The following is a 15,252-nucleotide window of genomic DNA, read 5'->3' as shown; positions in this document are numbered from 1 at the left end:
GCCGCTGCAACAGGCGCCGCGAATTCGCACCTCGCGCCCGCGCCAAGGAGGCATCACAGCTTGCGTGTCGTCACAAAGTTGGCCACCGAAGCCGATGCGGTCGAGCGGCCCAGCCTCACGACCGCCGACCACGTGGAGTCCGCGTGAACGCCTGCACATTCAATGAGAACGGCCGCGCGGCAGGTCTGCGCCTCGCCCTGTTCTCCGGCAACTACAACTACACGCGGGATGGCGCGAACCAGGCCCTGAACCGCCTCGTCGCCTATCTGGTGAGCGAAGGCGCCGCCGTACGCGTCTATTCGCCGACCACCGACACGCCCGCGTTCGAGCCCGCGGGGGACCTGGTCTCCGTGCCCTCCATGCCCATCCCCGGGCGGGGGGAGTATCGGGTGGCCCTGCCGTTGCCCCGACGCTTGCGCCAGGACATTCTCGACTTCGCGCCGACCGCGATCCACCTGTCGGCGCCTGACCTTCTGGGCGTCCAGGCCCGGCGCATGGGCGCCCGGCTCGGCGCGCCGGTCGTCGCGAGCCTGCATACCCGCTTCGAGACCTACCTCTCCTACTACGGCTTCGGATGGCTGCGGCCGGCGGCCGAGCGCTACCTGGCGGGCTTCTACGGCGGCTGCGACTGCGTGCTGGCCCCGAACAACCCGATCGCCGAGCTGGTGAAGGCCCAGGCGCCGAAAACGAAGGTGAGCATCTGGAGCCGCGGGGTGGATCGGTCTCGCTTCTCCCCGGCCCGGCGCGACCCGGCCTGGCGCCGCGAGATGGGCCTGGGCGACAAGGACGTGGCGGTGATGTTCCTGGGCCGCCTGGTGCAGGAGAAGGGCCTCGACATCTTCGTCCGCACGTTCGAGCGCCTCGCCGCTCGGCCCAACATCCGGCCCATGGTGGTGGGTGACGGCCCGGCCGGCGCCTGGCTGCGCAGCCGCCTGCCGCAGGGCGTCTTCACGGGCTTCCTGACCGATGCGGCCCTGGGGCGGGCCGTGGCCAGCGCGGACATCATGTTCAACCCCAGCCAGACCGAGGCCTTCGGCAACGCGACGCTGGAAGCCATGGCCGCCGGTCTCGCGGTGGTCTGCCCCGACGTTCCCAGCACACGCGAGCTGGTGACGCCCGACGTGGACGGCGTCCTGACGGGTTCGCGCGACGCCGCGGGGTTCGCCGAGGCGATCGGACGCCTGGCCGATCACCCGGCCGTCCTGGCCCGTCTGGGCGCCGCCGCACGCAAGACCAGCGGCCGCTATGACTGGGCGGCGAGCTGCGCGACCGTGCTCGACGTCTACGAAGCCCTGGGGGGCACATCGCGCGCGGCGCGACCGTTCGACGGACAGGCCCAGCGGCGAGCGGCCTACGGATGACCGAGCGTGGAGCCCTCACCCGGTCGGCCGGCGCGCCGGGCGGCCTGAAGGCGCGACACGCGTGGCTCCTGGGCCTGGGCGTCTGCCTGTTCGCCGCCATCGTCATCGCCAACGACGCCCGCGCCGTGCTGGCGACCCTGCTCGACGTACGGGCCGCGGCTCTCGTGGTGATCGCCGCCCACCTGCCCGTGACGTTCACGGCCGCGCTGGGATGGCGCGCGCTGCTGACCCGGCCGCAGCAGCCCACCGTCGCGGCCACGTTCCGGATGCGCCTGATCAAGGAGGCGGTGAACGCGCTGCTGCCGGTGGCGCAGGTCGGTGGCGACGTCGTGCGCGCCCGGCTCGCGGTGGGCCCCGCCCTGCCGCTCCGCACCTCGGCGGCGAGCTGTATCGTCGACGCGGCCCTTGGCGTCGTCTGCCTGGTGCTCTTCGTGCTGATCGGCCTGGGCGCCGCCTCGGCCGTGATCGCCGATCCGCGCATCGACCAACTCGCCAGACAGATCGCCATCGCCGGCGTCCTGGCGACGCTGGCGCTGGTCGCCGCCGAGCGGCTGGGCTCCCTGCGCCTGCTCGACCGCGTCACGGCGCGCACCAGCGGCGCGCTCGGACAGCTCGCGGGCCTGGGCGAGGAGGTACGGATCATCTGCAGCCGCACGGCCCGCCTGGCGCACTCGATGCTGTGGCACCTGCTGTCGTGGGCCCTGGGCGTCGTCGAGACCTGGGCCGCACTCTGGGCGGTGGGCCTCGAAGCCTCATGGACCCATGCGCTGGTGCTCGAGAGCATGGCGCAGGGCGCGCGGGCGCTCGGATTCGCCATTCCCGGCGCGTTGGGGGTGCAGGAAGGCGGCTACGTACTTATCTGTTCGGCCCTCGGCATTCCGCCGAACCAGGCGCTGGCGCTATCCCTCCTGCGGCGCCTCCGCGAACTCACACTGGGCGTACTGGGGCTGGGGCTCTGGCGCTTCGAGGCGCCGCCTATTCCGAAAGAAGGCCAACCACAATGACCGGCCGCATCCTGGCGACCATCCTCCTCCTCAGCGCCGCGCTCGGCTCGGCCGCGCCCGTCCAGGCCGCCACGGCCGGCCCGGACACCCCCGCCATCTTCGGCGTCTGGCGCAATCCCAAGAACTCGGTCCACGTCGAGATCCGGCGCTGCGGCGAGGCGGCCTGCGGCTACGTCGTCTGGGCCAGCGCCAAGGCCAAGGCCGACTCCCTGGAGGGCAGCGGCAAGGAACTGGTCGGCATGGAGTTGCTCCACGACCTTTCCAAGACCGACAGCGGCTCCTGGAAGGGCAAGGTGTTCGTGCCCGACCTGAACATCACGCTCACCGGCATCGCCAAGCCGATCGACGCCAATCAGCTCGAAGCCAAGGGCTGCGTGCTGGGCCGCCTGATCTGCAAGGGCCAGACCTGGACCCGCGTCGCCGCGGGCCAGTAGCCCCTACTCCGCGGCCGCCGGAACGCTCGCGGCCTGGGGCCAGGGGTCCACGGTCACGCGGCGCATATGCCGGCGCTGGCCGGGATAGTCGTTGAGCGCGAAGTGCCAGACCGAGCGGTTGTCCCAGAAGGCGACCGACCCCTTGGCCCAGGCGAAGCGGCAGGTGAACGCCTCGTAGCGCGAATGCTGGAAAAGATATTCCAGCAGCGCCTTGGATTCGCTGGTCTTCCAGCCCTCGATCTTCATCGTGAAGGCGGGATTTACGTACAGCGCCTTGCGGCCGGTCTCGGGGTGGGTCAGCACCATGGGGTGGACGTATTCGCCCACGTAGCCGTCGGCCTCGGCGGCCACCTGCATCGAGCCGCGCTTCTGCGCCGAGGCGCCGGTGGCGGCGTATTCGCGGCTGGCGGAGTGGACGGCGTTCAGCCCATCCAGCGTCGCCTTGAGGCCATCCGAGAGCGCGTCATAGGCCGCGGCCTGGCTGGCGAACAGGGTGTCGCCGCCGTATTCGGGGAGTTCGACGGCGTAGAGGATCGAGCCGATCGAGGGCGTGCGCAGGAAGCTCATGTCGGAGTGCCAGCCGCCGCCGAAGTTGATGCGGTCCGACGGCTCCTTGATGATCTCCATCACCTCGGGCTGGCCGGCCATGCCGCTGACGTAGGGGTGGATGTTCAGCGGCCCGAAGCGGCGGCCGAACGCCGCCTGCCGCTCGGGCGTCAGGTCCTGGTCGCGGAAGAAGATCACCTGGTGTTCGACCAGCGCGCGCCGGATCTCGGCGATGGTCTCGTCGGCCAGATCCTTCGACAGGTCGACGCCGGTGATCTCAGCGCCCAGCGCGCCGGCCACGCGGCGGATGTTCAGGTTGGTCATGGGCGGTCTCCTCGGCGGCCATACTACACTTGCTCGCAGGGAGGCGCGAAGATGGCGCCCTAGCTCAAATTCCGCGAGAAGAGCGCGAACAGGCGCTCCCAGTGCCGTTCGGCGGCCGTCTTGTCGTAGACCGCGCGCTGGGGGAAGGCGAAGCCGTGGTGGGCGCCCATGTAGATTTCGACCTCGGCGTTGGCGCCCGCGCCCTTCAGGGCGTCGCTCAGGGCCTCGACCATCTCCAGCGGGGCGTAGGCGTCGTGCTCGGCGCAGGCAAAGTAGAACTCCGCGTCCGTCTTCTGGGCGGCCAGGTGCGGGCTGTCGGGCTGGTCGGTGACGAGCTGGACCCCGTAGATCGAGGCCGCGCAGGCGATGCGCTCGGGATGGCGGGCGGCGGCGTTGATCGCGTACTGGCCGCTCATGCAATAGCCGATGGCCCCCGCCGGCCCCGGGCTCGCCGCCGGATCGCGGTCGGCGAAGTCGAGCAGGCAATCGGTGTCGGCCATGACCAGCGGGATGTTGATCGAGCCCATGAGGTCGAACATCCGCGCCCGCGTCTCGGCCTCCGGCAGCGCCGGGAGGTCCGCCAGCTCCATCACGCCGCGCCGGTAGTAGAGATTGGGCAGCATGACATAGTAGCCCACCGTGGCGATGCGACGGGCCATGTCGCGCAGCTCCTCGCGGATCGCCGGGGCGTCCATGTAGAAGAGCACGACGGGGAACGGCCCGTCGCGCTCGGGGTGGGCGATGAAGGTCGCCATCGCCCCGTCCTTGGTGGCGATGTCGATCGTCTGCTCGATCATGGGCTCAGACCAGTTCGGTGGGCGCGATCCCCAATTCTTTCAGGAAAGGCTCGGCGTAGTCGATACGCCCCGTCATGGTCTTCGGGTCGCCCTTCGAGAGCTGGTAGACCGCCTCGGCGATGAACTTGATCGGCTGCACGCGATCCTTGGTCTGTTCGTTGATCAGGCCGTGGACGGCCACGCCGGGCGTGTCGACCAGACCCGGCGAGACCACGTTGACGGCGATGTTGTCGTCGTAGACCTCCGAGGCCAGGCCGGTGGTGAGCCGCTCCAGCGCCGCCTTGCACATGCCGTAGACCGTGCCGCCGCCACGCCGGTTGTAGGGCTGCTTGGGGTGGATGCCGGCGCCCGAGGAGATGTTGACGATCCAGCCCTGCTTGCGTTCGCGCATCGACGGCAGGACCAGCTGGGCCAGGTGCATCGGCGCCCAGACCTGCACCTCGAACATCAGGTCGAAGCGCTTCTTGGGGAAGGTCACCACCGGGATGAAGAAGGTGACGGCCGCGTCGTTGACCAGGATGTCGAGCGGGCCGTAGGCGGCCACGGCCTCGTTGATCAGGCGCTCGCGGTCGGCCTCGCTGGAAAGATCGGCCTTGATGGCGGTGGCTTCGCCGCCGGCGGCGCGGATGCGGTCGACCGTGTGGTGCAGGGTGCCGGGCAACTTGCTCTCGCCCTCCTCGGCCGTGCGGGCCGAGACCACCACCTTGGCCCCCTCCATCGCCAGCCGCACCGCGATCGCCTCGCCGATGCCCCGGCTGGCGCCGGTGACCAGGGCCGTCTTGCCCCTCAGGGCTCCGTTCGGATTCACGCCCGCCATCGTTCGCCTCCCATACCGTTCTTTCTGGATTGGGAGCTACGCTCGCGCAGCCGGCGCGACGTGGCAAGCGTTACTGCTAGGGGCCGTCTTCCAGCACGTGCAGCCGGCGCACGGTGAGGTCGTCGATCATCACCTTCTTCACCCGGATCCGGCCCAGCGCCAGGCTGCCGATGGCCATGGCGCCGATCGAGACCGCGCCGAAGGCCACGGCGCCCAGCGCGGCCAGGCCCAGGGCGCCGAACGCCAGGGCGGCGGCGGGCGGTTTGCGGGCCGGTCGCGGAATGACCTCGTTCATGGGACGCCTCCTCGCCGGCCTGCGCCCTGCCTCGATCGGCGAAACCGGCGCCCCAGCGATATCACGGGCCGCCGCGGCGGTCGCGCATCACTCCCGGCGGCGCGCGCGCTTGCCCCTAGCCACCTCGGTGGCCAGGGCCTCCAGCTTCGGCGTCCAGAAGGCGCGGAAGCGGTCGAGCCAGGCGTCCACCTCGGCCATCGGTTCGGACCGCACGGCGTAGATGCGCCGTTGGCCGTCGGCGCGGACCGAGGCGAAGCCCGACTCCCGCAGCACCTTCAGGTGCTGGGAGACCGCCGACTGGGTGATGCCGAACTCGGCGCGCACGACATCGGTCATCTCGCCCGACGAGCGCTCGCCCTCGGCCAGCAGCTCCAGCAGGCGGCGGCGCACAGGATCGCCGAGGACGTCGAAGGCGTGCATCAGCCGCCGGTGTAGAAGGCCGCGGTCGCCTGCGCCATACCCTGCGCCGTGGCGGCGTCCTCGCCGGACGCGATATGGGCCTCGGCCCAGGCCTGCGCCGAGTCGCGCATGAAGGCCTTGGCCTCGTCGCTGGCAATCCAAGCCGGGTCGGCCTCCGGCGGCCGCGCGCCGCCGGCGGCGAGGTGCAGGCCGAGGCCGAGGAAGCTCAGGTCCCAGCCCACGCCCACCGCGCCGGGCCCGTACTTCTGCCAGTGCTCGCCGTCGAGGTCGCCGGTGGGAAAGATGTGTTCCAGGGTCAGGCGAACGCCGTCGCCCTCGCGCGCCAGGCGCAGCGTGACCCAGCTGGTCGCGCCCGCGAACTCCCAGGTGATGTCCAGAGCCTCGGCGGGGTCGCAGCGCAGGATGGTCCCGCCCGCGTTGCCCTGGATCTGAAAGCGGCCGCCCAGCCGCAGGTCGCCGCTGACCGGAGAGAACCAGCGCGGGATGCGCTCCGGGTTGGTCAGGGCGTCCCAGAGGTCGTCGGCGTCGGTGGGGTAGACGCGCGCGGCGACCACGGCCTTGGCGGGCCGGCCCTCCCATTCCCGGTCGGCGACTTGCCGGAATTCGGCTCCGATGACGTTCGACAGCATGCAGGCTCCTCCGTTCGGAGCCGATACTGCAGTCTGGACTTATATAAGTCTAGGCTAAATCACGCCGCCTTCTGGAGTTCCTGCTTCACGCGCTCGGCCAGCGTCTTGATGTCGATCGGCTTGGGCAGGAACGAGACGTTGCGTTCGCCCTCGAGCAGATCGGAGAACTCGCTTTCGGCATAGCCCGAGATGAACATGACCGGCACCGCGCCCAGGTAGGGCCGGGCCTGCTTGAGCAGGTCGGGGCCCTGCATGCCGGGCATGACGACGTCAGAGATCATCAGGTCGATCTGGCCGGCCTGGGTCTCGGCGATCTCCAGGGCCTCCTCGCCGCTGGCCGCCTCGATCACCTCGTAGCCGCGAGCACGCAGCAGCTTGGCCGCGACGCCACGGACGGCGTCCTCGTCCTCGACGAACAGGATGCGCCCTGCGCCGGAGAGATCGCGCGCGGCGGGGCGCTTCGGGACGACCGCGGCGACGGGTTCGGCCGCGGGCGCCTCGCTCACGGGCGCCACATGAACCGGCAGGAAGATGCGGAACGCGGCGCCCTCGCCGGGCCGGGACGACACGGCGATCCAGCCGTCCGATTGCTTGACGATGCCGTAGACGGTGGCGAGGCCCAGACCCGTCCCCTCGCCCACCGGCTTGGTGGTGAAGAAGGGGTCGAAGATCTTGTCCATGACCTCGGCGGGAATGCCGGGGCCGTCGTCCGACACCTCGACCAGGGCCTGGTCGCCCGTCGGATTGGGATAGCCGAGGGCCTTCGCCTCCTCCTGGGTGACACGGGCGGTCTTGATCCGCACGGTCCCGCCGCCGTGGGCCCGCACGGCGTCGCGCGCGTTGACCGCGAGATTCATCACCGCGGTCTCGAGCTGGCCGCGGTCGGCGCGCACCTGAGGCAGGTTGCGGCCGTAGTCGGTCTCCAGCTTCACGTCCTCATAGAGCAGGCGGCGCAGCAGCACCTCCGACTCGCTGATCATCTCGCCCAGGTCGAGGATCTCGCGCTGGACCGTCTGCTTGCGGGAGAAGGCGAGCAGCTTGCGCACGAGGTCGGCGGCCCGCATCGAGGTCTGCTTGATCTCGTTCAGCCCCTCGTAGGAGGGATCTCCCACCGGGTGGCGCGCGGCCAGCACGTCGAGCTGCATGAAGATGGCGGTGAGCAGGTTGTTGAAGTCGTGCGCCACGCCGCCGGCGAGCTGGCCGATGGCCTGCATCTTCTGGCTTTGGGAGAGCTGGAGCTCGATCTGCTTCTGCTCGGAGACGTCCACGAGATAGGCCACCCAGCGCTCTCCGCTCTGGGCGAGGTAGAGGTGGGCGATGCGGCTGGGGTCGTGCGCCAGGCGCACCTCCAGCGGGGCGGCGCCGCCCTCGCCGAGACGGGCGGCCGCGTCCAGCCGGCTGGCGGGCTCGATGAGATCGCCGAACACCTGGCCGGGCTGGCCGCCATGGGCCACCGCCGCCAGGGCGGGGTTGGCCTCGACGATGCGGGCGGCGAAGGGGTCCTCGCCGTCCAGCAGGGCCGCACCGAACGGAGAGGCCGCGGCGAAGGCGTCGAGCACCTTGGGCGGCGGCGCCTTGGCGCCGGCGACAGCGTTGAGCACCTCCATCGCCGACGACGGCAGGGCCAGCGGTCCGGCGTGACCGGTCAGGCGGACCAGGAAACGGCGCGGCGCGATGGGCGACACCAGCGCCTCGCGTTCCCGGCCGGCGATCCTGAGGGCGGCGCGGCCCAGTTCGCCGCGGCGCGCGGCCGCGAGGGCTCCGAACAGGCTGGACGCCGCGGCCCCGCTCTTCGGCAGGCGCGGTCCCGGCCCCATGGCCTCGCGCCAGGCCGGATTGCCCGTGAGGACGCGCCCGTCGGGGGCGACCACCGCGGCCGGCTCGTCCAGGGCGGAAAGGAAGGCCTCGGCCCCCGCCTCGGTTTCGGCGGGCTCCTCGCTGGGGCCGCGCAGGACGAAGACCCCCAGGCAGCAGACGCCGGCGAGGCCGACCAGCAGCAGGGCGCCGGCGAGCGTCTCCGGGCCGGCGTTGGCCAGCGGCGCGCCGGCGAAGACGACGGCGAGCACGAAGAACAGCACGGCAAGTGCGACGAACGGGTCGACCTTGCGGGTCTTGGACGGCGGCTCGGCCATGGCGAGCGTCGCGGGCTCCGGCGATTCGGTGAACTGCATTCTGTCACAAGGGGTTGGAGCGTCCGAGTCGGGCGGAAACGGCCTCATGGGCGGACCGGGATCGGGCGGCGCTGGGCGGCGCTCATGATGAAGCCGATGATCTTGGCCACGGCTTCGAAGTGGGCCGCGGGGATCATGTCGTCGATCTCGACGGCGGCGTAGAGGGCGCGGGCCAGGGGCGGATCCTCCACGACCGGCACGCCCGCCTCCTCGGCCACGGCGCGGATCTTGAGGGCCAGGCTGTCGATGCCCTTGGCGACGCACATCGGCGCGGCGGTCTCGCCGGCCTCGTACTTCAGCGCCACGGCGTAGTGGGTCGGGTTCATGACCACCACGGTGGCCTCCGGCACGGCCTGCATCATGCGCCGCCGCGCGCGCTCCTGGCGCAGCTGGCGCTGGCGCGCCTTGATGTGAGGGTCGCCGTCCGACTGCTTGTAGTCTTCCTTCACCTCTTCGCGGGTCATCTTCATGCGGGTGAGGAAGCGCTGGCGCTGCCAGAGCCAGTCGGCGCCCGCCAGGACGAGCGTCAGCGCCGCGACCGCGAAGACCAGGCGCTTGATGATCTGGATCGCGAACGGGAGGATCGCGCCCGGCTCCAACGCCGACAGCGTCGACAGCTGGTTCACGTTGGGCCTGAGCACCCACCAGGCCAGCAGGCCGGTGATCACCACCTTCACCACCGACTTCACGAACTGGGCCAGGCCGTCCGGGCCGTAGATGCGGGTGAACCCCTTGCGCGGATCGAGCTTGGAGGCGTCGGGTTTGAGCTTCTTCGGCGTCAGGCGCAGGCCGGTTTGCAGCAGGCTCGCCGCGGCGCCCGAGACCCCGGCCGTGAGCATCACCATCAGCAACGCAGGCGCGCCCGCCAGCACGGCGTAGCGCAGGACCGCGACCCCCGCGCCGCCCTCCAGCGACATCGACTCGGGCCGCGACAGGAACGGCGTCAGCCGGGCGACCATGTTCTGGGCGAGCCATCCGCCGGAAAGCAGCAGCACCCCGGCCGTGGCCGACAGGGTCGCGAACTGCCCCAACTCCATGGTCTTGACGCCATCGCCTTCCTCGCGAGCTTTCTCGAGCCTTCGCGGGGTTGCTTCTTCTGTCTTGGACTCGCGATCCGGAGCCTCGCTCATGACGGCACGAAGCTCCCGAGCAGGCTACGGTAGCGATCCACCCAGACCATGCCGATCACGCCCAGGCTGAGCGCGAAGATCGAAAGGCCCATCAGGATGCTGAGCGGCGCGGCGACGAAGAAGATCTGGAACTGCGGCATCACGCGCCCGACGAGGCCGGTGGCGATATTGAACACCAGCGAGAACACCACCACCGGCGCGGCGAGCTGAAGGCCCAGGGCGAACGAGCGGCTCATGGTCTGCATCGCCAGCGCGCCCGCATCCTGCACCGGCACCGGCCGCCCGAACGGAAAGAGATCGTAGGAGCGCACGATCGCGGCGATGAACAGGTGGTGCAGGTCGGTCGTGAAGATCAGCACCATGCCGATCAGGCCCAGGAAGGTGCCGAGCGTCGCCGACGGCTGCGCCTGGAGCGGGTTGGCGGTCTGGGCGAACGAGAGCGTCGTCTGCAGCGAGACGAACTCGCCGGCGCTGGCCAGCGACGACATGAAGATCCTCAGGACGCCGCCGATCATCAGGCCGATCAGGACCTCGCGCAGGACGGCCCAGGCCAGGCCCGCCACGTCGCCCGGCACGGCGGGGACGCGCCCGCCCACCAGCGTCCACATCATGAGCGCCAGGGCCAGGGCGAACGCCAGGCGGATGCGCGGCGGGATGAAGGTCTCGCCGAGCCCCGGGATCAGCATGACGATAGCCCCGAGCCTGGCGAAGATCAGGCCGGCGGCGAACACCTGCTGAGCGGTGGCGTAGGACTCCATCTTGTCGCCCGGGCCCCGCTACATCGCCGCGATGCGGGCCGCGATGTTGCGCATGAAGCCGCTCATCAGGCCGCCCATGAGCGGCAGGAAGAGCAGCAGGGAAATGAAGATCGCCACGATCTTCGGCGCGTAGATCAGGGTCTGCTCCTGGATCTGGGTCAGCGCCTGGAGCAGGCCGATGCCGACGCCCACGATGAGCCCCACGATGAGGATCGGCCCGCACAGCTGGAGGGTAAGCCAGATGGCGTCGCGCCCGACGTCCAGAACCTCGGCGCCGCTCATGCAGAAGACCTCGCAAGGAAGGGATTGGCCGGCGTTCCGGCCGACGCCCAAATCTCGCCCGGCATGGTTAATGAAAGGCTAGGACGGCCTCCATTCAGCGCCGAATCCGGGCCTCCAGCGCCCGGGCGGCCTCGGCCGGCGTGACCTTGCCCGCATCGCGGTCGACGCTGAGGTTGGCGTCCCGCATCGCTTCGACGGAAATGGCGCCGACCAGGGGCTCCAGGGCGCTCAGCAGGCGGCGGTCGTGAGCGTGCTTGGGCGAGACGAGGATCACCGCGTCGTAGGGCGGCAGGGCGCCCTTGGGGTCGGCGAGCACCACCAGATTGTCGGCGGCGATGCGCCCGTCGGAAGAGAACGCGCTGATCACGTCGGCGTCGCCCGAGGCCAGGGCGCGGTACATGAAGGTGGGCTGGAAAACACGCTTGTCGCGGAAGCGGAAGCCGTAGGCGGCGTCTACGGCCTTCCACTCCGGCCGCGAGAGGAACTCGATGTCCGTGCCGAGGGTCAGCCCCTGCGAGGCCCGCGCGAGGTCGCCGAGGTCGCGGACGTGCAGCGCCGCGGCCCGGTCCGCCCGCATGGCGAAGGCGTAGGCGTTCTCGAAACCCAGCGGCCCAAGCACGAGGACGCCATCGCGGCGGGCGAGCTCGTCCGTCAGCCCCTTCAGCACCGCCTTGCGACCCGGGTTGTCGGTGCGACGCAGCACGTTCGACCAGAGCGTGCCGGAATAGTCGACGTAGACGTCGATCTCGCCGGCGGCGAGCGCGCGATAGGCCACCGCCGACCCCAGGTCCTCCTTGCGCGAGACGCGCGCGCCCGTGGCCTCCAGCCGGTCCGCCATCATCTCGGCCAGGATGTACTGCTCCGAGAAGTTCTTGGCGCCGACGACATAGGCGGATGGCTCGCCGAAGCCCACGAGCGGGGCCAGCGCCAGCGCCGCGCCCGCGACGAGGCCCGCGAGGCCGCCGCCCGCCAGCAACCGGCTGCGCCGGCGCGCGCCCAGCTCGACGAGACCGAGGAGCTGATCGGCCGACAGCGCCAGGGCCGCCGAGGCCGCGCATCCGAACAGGACGAAGACCCAGTTCTCGGTCTGGAGGCCCGCGAAGATGTAGTTGCCCAGACTGGTCTGGCCCACGGGCGTCGAGAGGGTCGCCGCGCCGATCGTCCAGACCGCGGCAGTGCGCACGCCGGCCATGATCACCGGCGCGGCCAGGGGCAGCTCGACCTTGAAGAGCTTCTGGCGCGAGGTCATGCCGACGCCGTCGGCGGCCTGGGTGACGGCCGGGTCGACGCCAGTGATCCCGGCGACGCCATTCCTGAGGATCGGCAGGATCGAATAGAGCGTCAGGGCCAGCAGCGACGGCAGGAAGCCCAGCGCCGAGAAGCCGTGGCCCAGCACCGCCTCGCTGAGCGCCGAGAGCGCCAGCAGCAGCGGATAGAACAGCGCCAGCAGCGCCAGGCTGGGGATCGTCTGGATCAGGCTGGCCAGCGCCAGGACCGGCCAGCGCAGGCGCGGGCTGCGGCTGGCGGCCACAGCCAGCGGCAGGCTGATGGCCAGGCCCAGCGCCAGCGCGCTGAGGCTGAGCGCCACGTGCCAGCCGAGGTACTCGGGCAGGCGATCGAAGGCGGCCTGGAGGCGCGGGCTCATGCGCCCAGCCGTTCGCGCAGGCGCTCGGCCTGTCGCTTCGGGGCCTCGAGCAACGCGCGCACCTGCGGATCCCCGGCATGCGCCATCAGCTCGGCCGGCGCGCCGTCGGCGAGGATGCGGCCGCCATCCAGCACCACGATCCGGTCGGCCAGGAGCACCGCCTCGGCCATGTCGTGGGTGACCATCACCGTGGTCAGGCCCAGGCGCTCGTGCAGCGCGCGCACGTCGGCGCCCAGCGCGTCGCGGATCACCGGGTCGAGGGCGCCGAACGGCTCGTCCATGAGTACGATCCGCGGCTCGGCGGCGAGCGCGCGGGCCACGCCGACCCGCTGGCGCTGGCCGCCGGACAACGCCGCCGGCGCCCGCGCCGCCATCTCGGACGGCAGGGCGACGAGCTCGAGCAGTTCGGCCACGCGGGCGGCGATTCGCGCGCGGTCCCAGCCCAGCAGCCGGGGCGTGACGCCGATGTTCTCCGCGACGCTGAGATGCGGAAAAAGCCCCACCTCCTGGAAGACGTAGCCGATCCGGCGGCGAAGCTGGTGGGGAGGGACGGCCGCGACGTCCTCGCCGTCCACCGTCACCCGGCCCGCGTCGGGGGCGATCAGCCCGTTGATAGTCTTGAGCAATGTGGTCTTGCCCGAGCCCGAACCGCCCACGAGCGCCACGAAGGCGCCGCGCGGAACCGCGAGGTCCACCCCGTCGAGGGCGGCGTGCGCGCCATAGCGCTTGGAGACGCCGGAAAGCTGGATCGCCGGATCGGCCATGGCCCAGGGGTAGAGCAATCGGCCGTCCGCTTGAACCGACGATTGCTGATAGGCCGTTCAGCGCCTGGGCGAGCGCGGATTGCGGGTCTAAGGTCGGCCGTCCCCTGTTTCGTGTCGGAGTCCGCCATGCGCCGCCTTGTCCTCGCCGCCGCCGCCCTCGCCGCTTCCGCCGCCGGCCCGGCCGCCCTCGCCGCCTCGACCGTCGCGGAGCTGAAGAACAACGCGGGCCAGGCGATCGGCCAGATCACCCTGACCGACGCGCCCAAGGGCGTGATCATGCGCGTGGAGACCAAGGGACTGGCGCCCGGCTGGCACGGCCTGCATTTCCACGAGAAGGCCGACTGCTCGAAATCGGACTTCACCTCGGCCGGCGGCCACACCCATGGGGCCGGCGACCGCATTCACGGCCTGCTGAACCCGGCCGCCAACGAGACCGGCGACCTGCCCAACCTCTATGTCGGCGCGGACGGAACCGGGGCGACCGAGGTGTTCTCGACGTTCCTGAAGCTGTCGGACCTGAAGGACACAGACGGCTCGGCGGTGGTGATCCACGCCAACCCGGACGACTTCATGACCCAGCCGATCGGCGGCGCAGGCGCGCGGGTGGCGTGCGCGGAGATCCGGTGACGGGGCGCGGCCCCGCCGTCAGATCGGCATCCGCATGATTTCCTGATAGGCGCTGATCGCCTGGTCGCGGACCGCCATGATCGTCTCCAGGCTGGTCTCGGCGGCGGTGATGGATGTCACGACATCGACCAGTTCGGCCTTTCCGGCGACCTGGTTGGCCATCTGCTTCTCGGCGACCTTGGACGTGGCCATGGCGTCGCTGATCGCCGACTTGAGCAGGTCGCCGAAACCGCCCTGCTGCGCGGGCCCGCCGAGGGCGGTGGGCGAGCCCAGGCCGGGATCGACGCCCGCGCCCTTCTGGGTGGCGGCGTAGGCCTTGGCGGCGGCAAGCGCGGTGATCATCGCCTAGTCCCTACTTCTTCAGGAGATCGAGCGTGCGCATCTCCATGGCGCGCGCGGTCTCGATCACATTGAGGTTGGCTTCGTAGGCCCGTTGGGCCTCCTTCATGTCGAGCGCCTCGACCAACGGGTCGACGTTCGGAAGCTTCACGTAGCCCTCGGTGTTGGCCGACGGGTGGCCCGGATCGTATTCCTCGCGGAACTGGGACTGATCGGGTTCCACCTTGCTCATCCGCACGCCCTTGGCGCCGTCGACCCGCGTCGGCTCGAACACCGGCGCCTGGCGACGGTAGGGGTCGCCGCCGGGTGTCTTCGACGTGGAATCGGCGTTGGCGAGGTTCTCGGCGATGATCCGCATGCGCGCCTGCTGGGCGCGAAGCGCTGAGGCCGCGATGGCCTGTGTGACGCCGCCGACGGGCTTGATGTTGGGCACCTAGGCCTCCTCCGGTCTAGCCGCGGCCCGGCGGACGGGCCGCCATGCGCAGGAGGTTCATGGACTTCTGGTAGAAGCTGATGGCGGCGTCGTAGTTCATCCGCGCCTCGCTCATCTTGATCATCTCCTCCTCCAGCACCACGGAATTGCCGTTGAGCGTGGTCTCGGAGTCGGGGGTCTTGACCGTCTTGAACTGCGCGCCCAGGCCGCCCCTCTGGCTGGGCGGCTTCAGGTGGCCCGGCTGGGTGATCGAGACACCGCTCGATTTCGCCATCTCCAGGCGCGCGTCGAAGCTGAAGGGCTTGAGGTCGCCCGGGGTGTACTGCGCCGTATCGGTGTTGGCCACGTTCTCGGCGATCACCTTCTGGCGCTCGCCCAGGTAGCCGAGCCGATTGCGCAGCATCGCGAACAGCGGGATTTCGGCCAGGTTCATAAGGCCAATCCTGAAGAAACAGGGTTAATCCGCGTTTAAGGGA

The 15,252-nt window shown here is 70.6% G+C and carries 19 protein-coding genes; 4 read left to right on the top strand and 15 right to left on the bottom strand.

Annotated elements, in window-relative coordinates:
* Positions 1 to 143: 143 nt before the first annotated feature.
* Genes GC203_RS18505 through GC203_RS18495 form a run of 3 tightly spaced genes read left to right on the top strand, consistent with a single transcriptional unit; the run spans position 144 to position 2,799 of the window.
* Complete coding sequence (locus GC203_RS18505) at positions 144 to 1,361, top strand: glycosyltransferase family 1 protein (RefSeq protein WP_293457755.1); 1,218 nt, start codon at positions 144 to 146, stop codon at positions 1,359 to 1,361.
* Entirely contained in the window at positions 1,358 to 2,365 is a 1,008-nt protein-coding gene (locus GC203_RS18500; RefSeq protein WP_293457753.1) for a flippase-like domain-containing protein, read from the top strand. Before GC203_RS18505 ends, GC203_RS18500 begins: the two co-directional genes overlap by 4 nt.
* A complete protein-coding gene (locus GC203_RS18495; protein ID WP_293457751.1) occupies positions 2,362 to 2,799 on the top strand; it encodes a DUF2147 domain-containing protein in 438 nt (145 codons plus the stop codon). Before GC203_RS18500 ends, GC203_RS18495 begins: the two co-directional genes overlap by 4 nt.
* A gap of 3 nt (positions 2,800 to 2,802) precedes the next feature.
* Here the strand turns inward: GC203_RS18495 and GC203_RS18490 are convergent, their stop codons facing one another.
* From GC203_RS18490 to GC203_RS18435, 12 genes are all read right to left on the bottom strand, one after another.
* A complete protein-coding gene (locus tag GC203_RS18490; protein ID WP_293457749.1) occupies positions 2,803 to 3,669 on the bottom strand; it encodes a TauD/TfdA family dioxygenase in 867 nt (288 codons plus the stop codon).
* Between the two features lie 59 nt (positions 3,670 to 3,728).
* Entirely contained in the window at positions 3,729 to 4,466 is a 738-nt protein-coding gene (locus GC203_RS18485; protein WP_293457746.1) for a dienelactone hydrolase family protein, read from the bottom strand.
* 4 nt (positions 4,467 to 4,470) lie between these two features.
* Entirely contained in the window at positions 4,471 to 5,283 is an 813-nt protein-coding gene (locus tag GC203_RS18480; RefSeq protein WP_293457743.1) for an SDR family NAD(P)-dependent oxidoreductase, read from the bottom strand.
* 76 nt (positions 5,284 to 5,359) lie between these two features.
* A complete protein-coding gene (locus GC203_RS18475) occupies positions 5,360 to 5,578 on the bottom strand; it encodes a hypothetical protein (protein ID WP_293457740.1) in 219 nt (72 codons plus the stop codon).
* Between the two features lie 87 nt (positions 5,579 to 5,665).
* Positions 5,666 to 5,998 (bottom strand): metalloregulator ArsR/SmtB family transcription factor, encoded by a 333-nt coding sequence (locus tag GC203_RS18470; protein WP_293457737.1) that lies wholly within the window; start codon positions 5,996 to 5,998, stop codon positions 5,666 to 5,668.
* Positions 5,998 to 6,627: an SRPBCC family protein gene (locus GC203_RS18465; RefSeq protein ID WP_293457734.1), complete on the bottom strand. Its 630-nt coding sequence runs from the start codon at positions 6,625 to 6,627 to the stop codon at positions 5,998 to 6,000. Before GC203_RS18465 ends, GC203_RS18470 begins: the two co-directional genes overlap by 1 nt.
* Positions 6,628 to 6,686: 59 nt before the next feature.
* Positions 6,687 to 8,759 (bottom strand): cell cycle histidine kinase CckA, encoded by a 2,073-nt coding sequence (gene cckA / locus GC203_RS18460; RefSeq protein WP_293457901.1) that lies wholly within the window; start codon positions 8,757 to 8,759, stop codon positions 6,687 to 6,689.
* 83 nt (positions 8,760 to 8,842) lie between these two features.
* Positions 8,843 to 9,928 (bottom strand): flagellar biosynthesis protein FlhB, encoded by a 1,086-nt coding sequence (gene flhB, locus GC203_RS18455; protein WP_293457731.1) that lies wholly within the window; start codon positions 9,926 to 9,928, stop codon positions 8,843 to 8,845.
* On the bottom strand, positions 9,925 to 10,686 hold the full coding sequence (gene fliR, locus GC203_RS18450) for a flagellar biosynthetic protein FliR (protein ID WP_293457728.1): 762 nt from the start codon (positions 10,684 to 10,686) through the stop codon (positions 9,925 to 9,927). Before fliR ends, flhB begins: the two co-directional genes overlap by 4 nt.
* 18 nt (positions 10,687 to 10,704) lie before the next feature.
* Positions 10,705 to 10,968, bottom strand: coding sequence for a flagellar biosynthesis protein FliQ (gene fliQ, locus GC203_RS18445; protein WP_293457725.1), 264 nt, complete (start codon positions 10,966 to 10,968; stop codon positions 10,705 to 10,707).
* Between the two features lie 94 nt (positions 10,969 to 11,062).
* Positions 11,063 to 12,613, bottom strand: coding sequence for an ABC transporter permease/substrate-binding protein (locus GC203_RS18440; protein WP_293457722.1), 1,551 nt, complete (start codon positions 12,611 to 12,613; stop codon positions 11,063 to 11,065).
* Complete coding sequence (locus GC203_RS18435) at positions 12,610 to 13,395, bottom strand: ABC transporter ATP-binding protein (RefSeq protein ID WP_366502052.1); 786 nt, start codon at positions 13,393 to 13,395, stop codon at positions 12,610 to 12,612. The genes GC203_RS18440 and GC203_RS18435 overlap by 4 nt, the downstream gene beginning before the upstream one ends.
* A 108-nt stretch (positions 13,396 to 13,503) precedes the next feature.
* Here GC203_RS18435 and GC203_RS18430 point away from each other — a divergent pair, with 108 nt between their 5' ends.
* On the top strand, positions 13,504 to 14,004 hold the full coding sequence (locus GC203_RS18430; RefSeq protein WP_293457720.1) for a superoxide dismutase family protein: 501 nt from the start codon (positions 13,504 to 13,506) through the stop codon (positions 14,002 to 14,004).
* Between the two features lie 18 nt (positions 14,005 to 14,022).
* Here GC203_RS18430 and fliE read toward each other — a convergent pair whose 3' ends face one another.
* From fliE to GC203_RS18415, 3 genes are read right to left on the bottom strand one after another with little or no spacing between them, the layout of a single operon-like run.
* Positions 14,023 to 14,346, bottom strand: coding sequence for a flagellar hook-basal body complex protein FliE (fliE, locus tag GC203_RS18425; RefSeq protein WP_293457718.1), 324 nt, complete (start codon positions 14,344 to 14,346; stop codon positions 14,023 to 14,025).
* Between the two features lie 10 nt (positions 14,347 to 14,356).
* Positions 14,357 to 14,776: a flagellar basal body rod protein FlgC gene (flgC, locus tag GC203_RS18420; protein ID WP_293457716.1), complete on the bottom strand. Its 420-nt coding sequence runs from the start codon at positions 14,774 to 14,776 to the stop codon at positions 14,357 to 14,359.
* A gap of 16 nt (positions 14,777 to 14,792) precedes the next feature.
* A complete protein-coding gene (locus GC203_RS18415; protein WP_293457713.1) occupies positions 14,793 to 15,209 on the bottom strand; it encodes a flagellar biosynthesis protein FlgB in 417 nt (138 codons plus the stop codon).
* Between the last annotated feature and the right edge of the window lie 43 nt (positions 15,210 to 15,252).

The sequence above is a fragment of the Phenylobacterium sp. genome, from assembly GCF_016124325.1.
Lineage (GTDB): Bacteria > Pseudomonadota > Alphaproteobacteria > Caulobacterales > Caulobacteraceae > Phenylobacterium.
This window is presented reverse-complemented; position numbering and strand designations above follow the sequence as displayed.

Bases quoted from the DNA above. Each gene is read 5' to 3' on its own strand.
- fliE (WP_293457718.1), bottom strand. From the start codon at position 14,346: ATGATCACCGCGCTTGCCGCCGCCAAGGCCTACGCCGCCACCCAGAAG.
- GC203_RS18490 (WP_293457749.1), bottom strand. From the start codon at position 3,669: ATGACCAACCTGAACATCCGCCGCGTGGCCGGCGCGCTGGGCGCTGAG.
- GC203_RS18470 (WP_293457737.1), bottom strand. From the start codon at position 5,998: ATGCACGCCTTCGACGTCCTCGGCGATCCTGTGCGCCGCCGCCTGCTG.
- GC203_RS18480 (WP_293457743.1), bottom strand. From the start codon at position 5,283: ATGGCGGGCGTGAATCCGAACGGAGCCCTGAGGGGCAAGACGGCCCTG.
- flhB (WP_293457731.1), bottom strand. From the start codon at position 9,928: ATGAGCGAGGCTCCGGATCGCGAGTCCAAGACAGAAGAAGCAACCCCG.
- GC203_RS18415 (WP_293457713.1), bottom strand. From the start codon at position 15,209: ATGAACCTGGCCGAAATCCCGCTGTTCGCGATGCTGCGCAATCGGCTC.
- GC203_RS18430 (WP_293457720.1), top strand. From the start codon at position 13,504: ATGCGCCGCCTTGTCCTCGCCGCCGCCGCCCTCGCCGCTTCCGCCGCC.
- GC203_RS18500 (WP_293457753.1), top strand. From the start codon at position 1,358: ATGACCGAGCGTGGAGCCCTCACCCGGTCGGCCGGCGCGCCGGGCGGC.
- GC203_RS18475 (WP_293457740.1), bottom strand. From the start codon at position 5,578: ATGAACGAGGTCATTCCGCGACCGGCCCGCAAACCGCCCGCCGCCGCC.
- fliR (WP_293457728.1), bottom strand. From the start codon at position 10,686: ATGGAGTCCTACGCCACCGCTCAGCAGGTGTTCGCCGCCGGCCTGATC.
- cckA (WP_293457901.1), bottom strand. From the start codon at position 8,759: ATGGCCGAGCCGCCGTCCAAGACCCGCAAGGTCGACCCGTTCGTCGCA.
- fliQ (WP_293457725.1), bottom strand. From the start codon at position 10,968: ATGAGCGGCGCCGAGGTTCTGGACGTCGGGCGCGACGCCATCTGGCTT.
- GC203_RS18440 (WP_293457722.1), bottom strand. From the start codon at position 12,613: ATGAGCCCGCGCCTCCAGGCCGCCTTCGATCGCCTGCCCGAGTACCTC.
- GC203_RS18465 (WP_293457734.1), bottom strand. From the start codon at position 6,627: ATGCTGTCGAACGTCATCGGAGCCGAATTCCGGCAAGTCGCCGACCGG.
- GC203_RS18495 (WP_293457751.1), top strand. From the start codon at position 2,362: ATGACCGGCCGCATCCTGGCGACCATCCTCCTCCTCAGCGCCGCGCTC.
- GC203_RS18485 (WP_293457746.1), bottom strand. From the start codon at position 4,466: ATGATCGAGCAGACGATCGACATCGCCACCAAGGACGGGGCGATGGCG.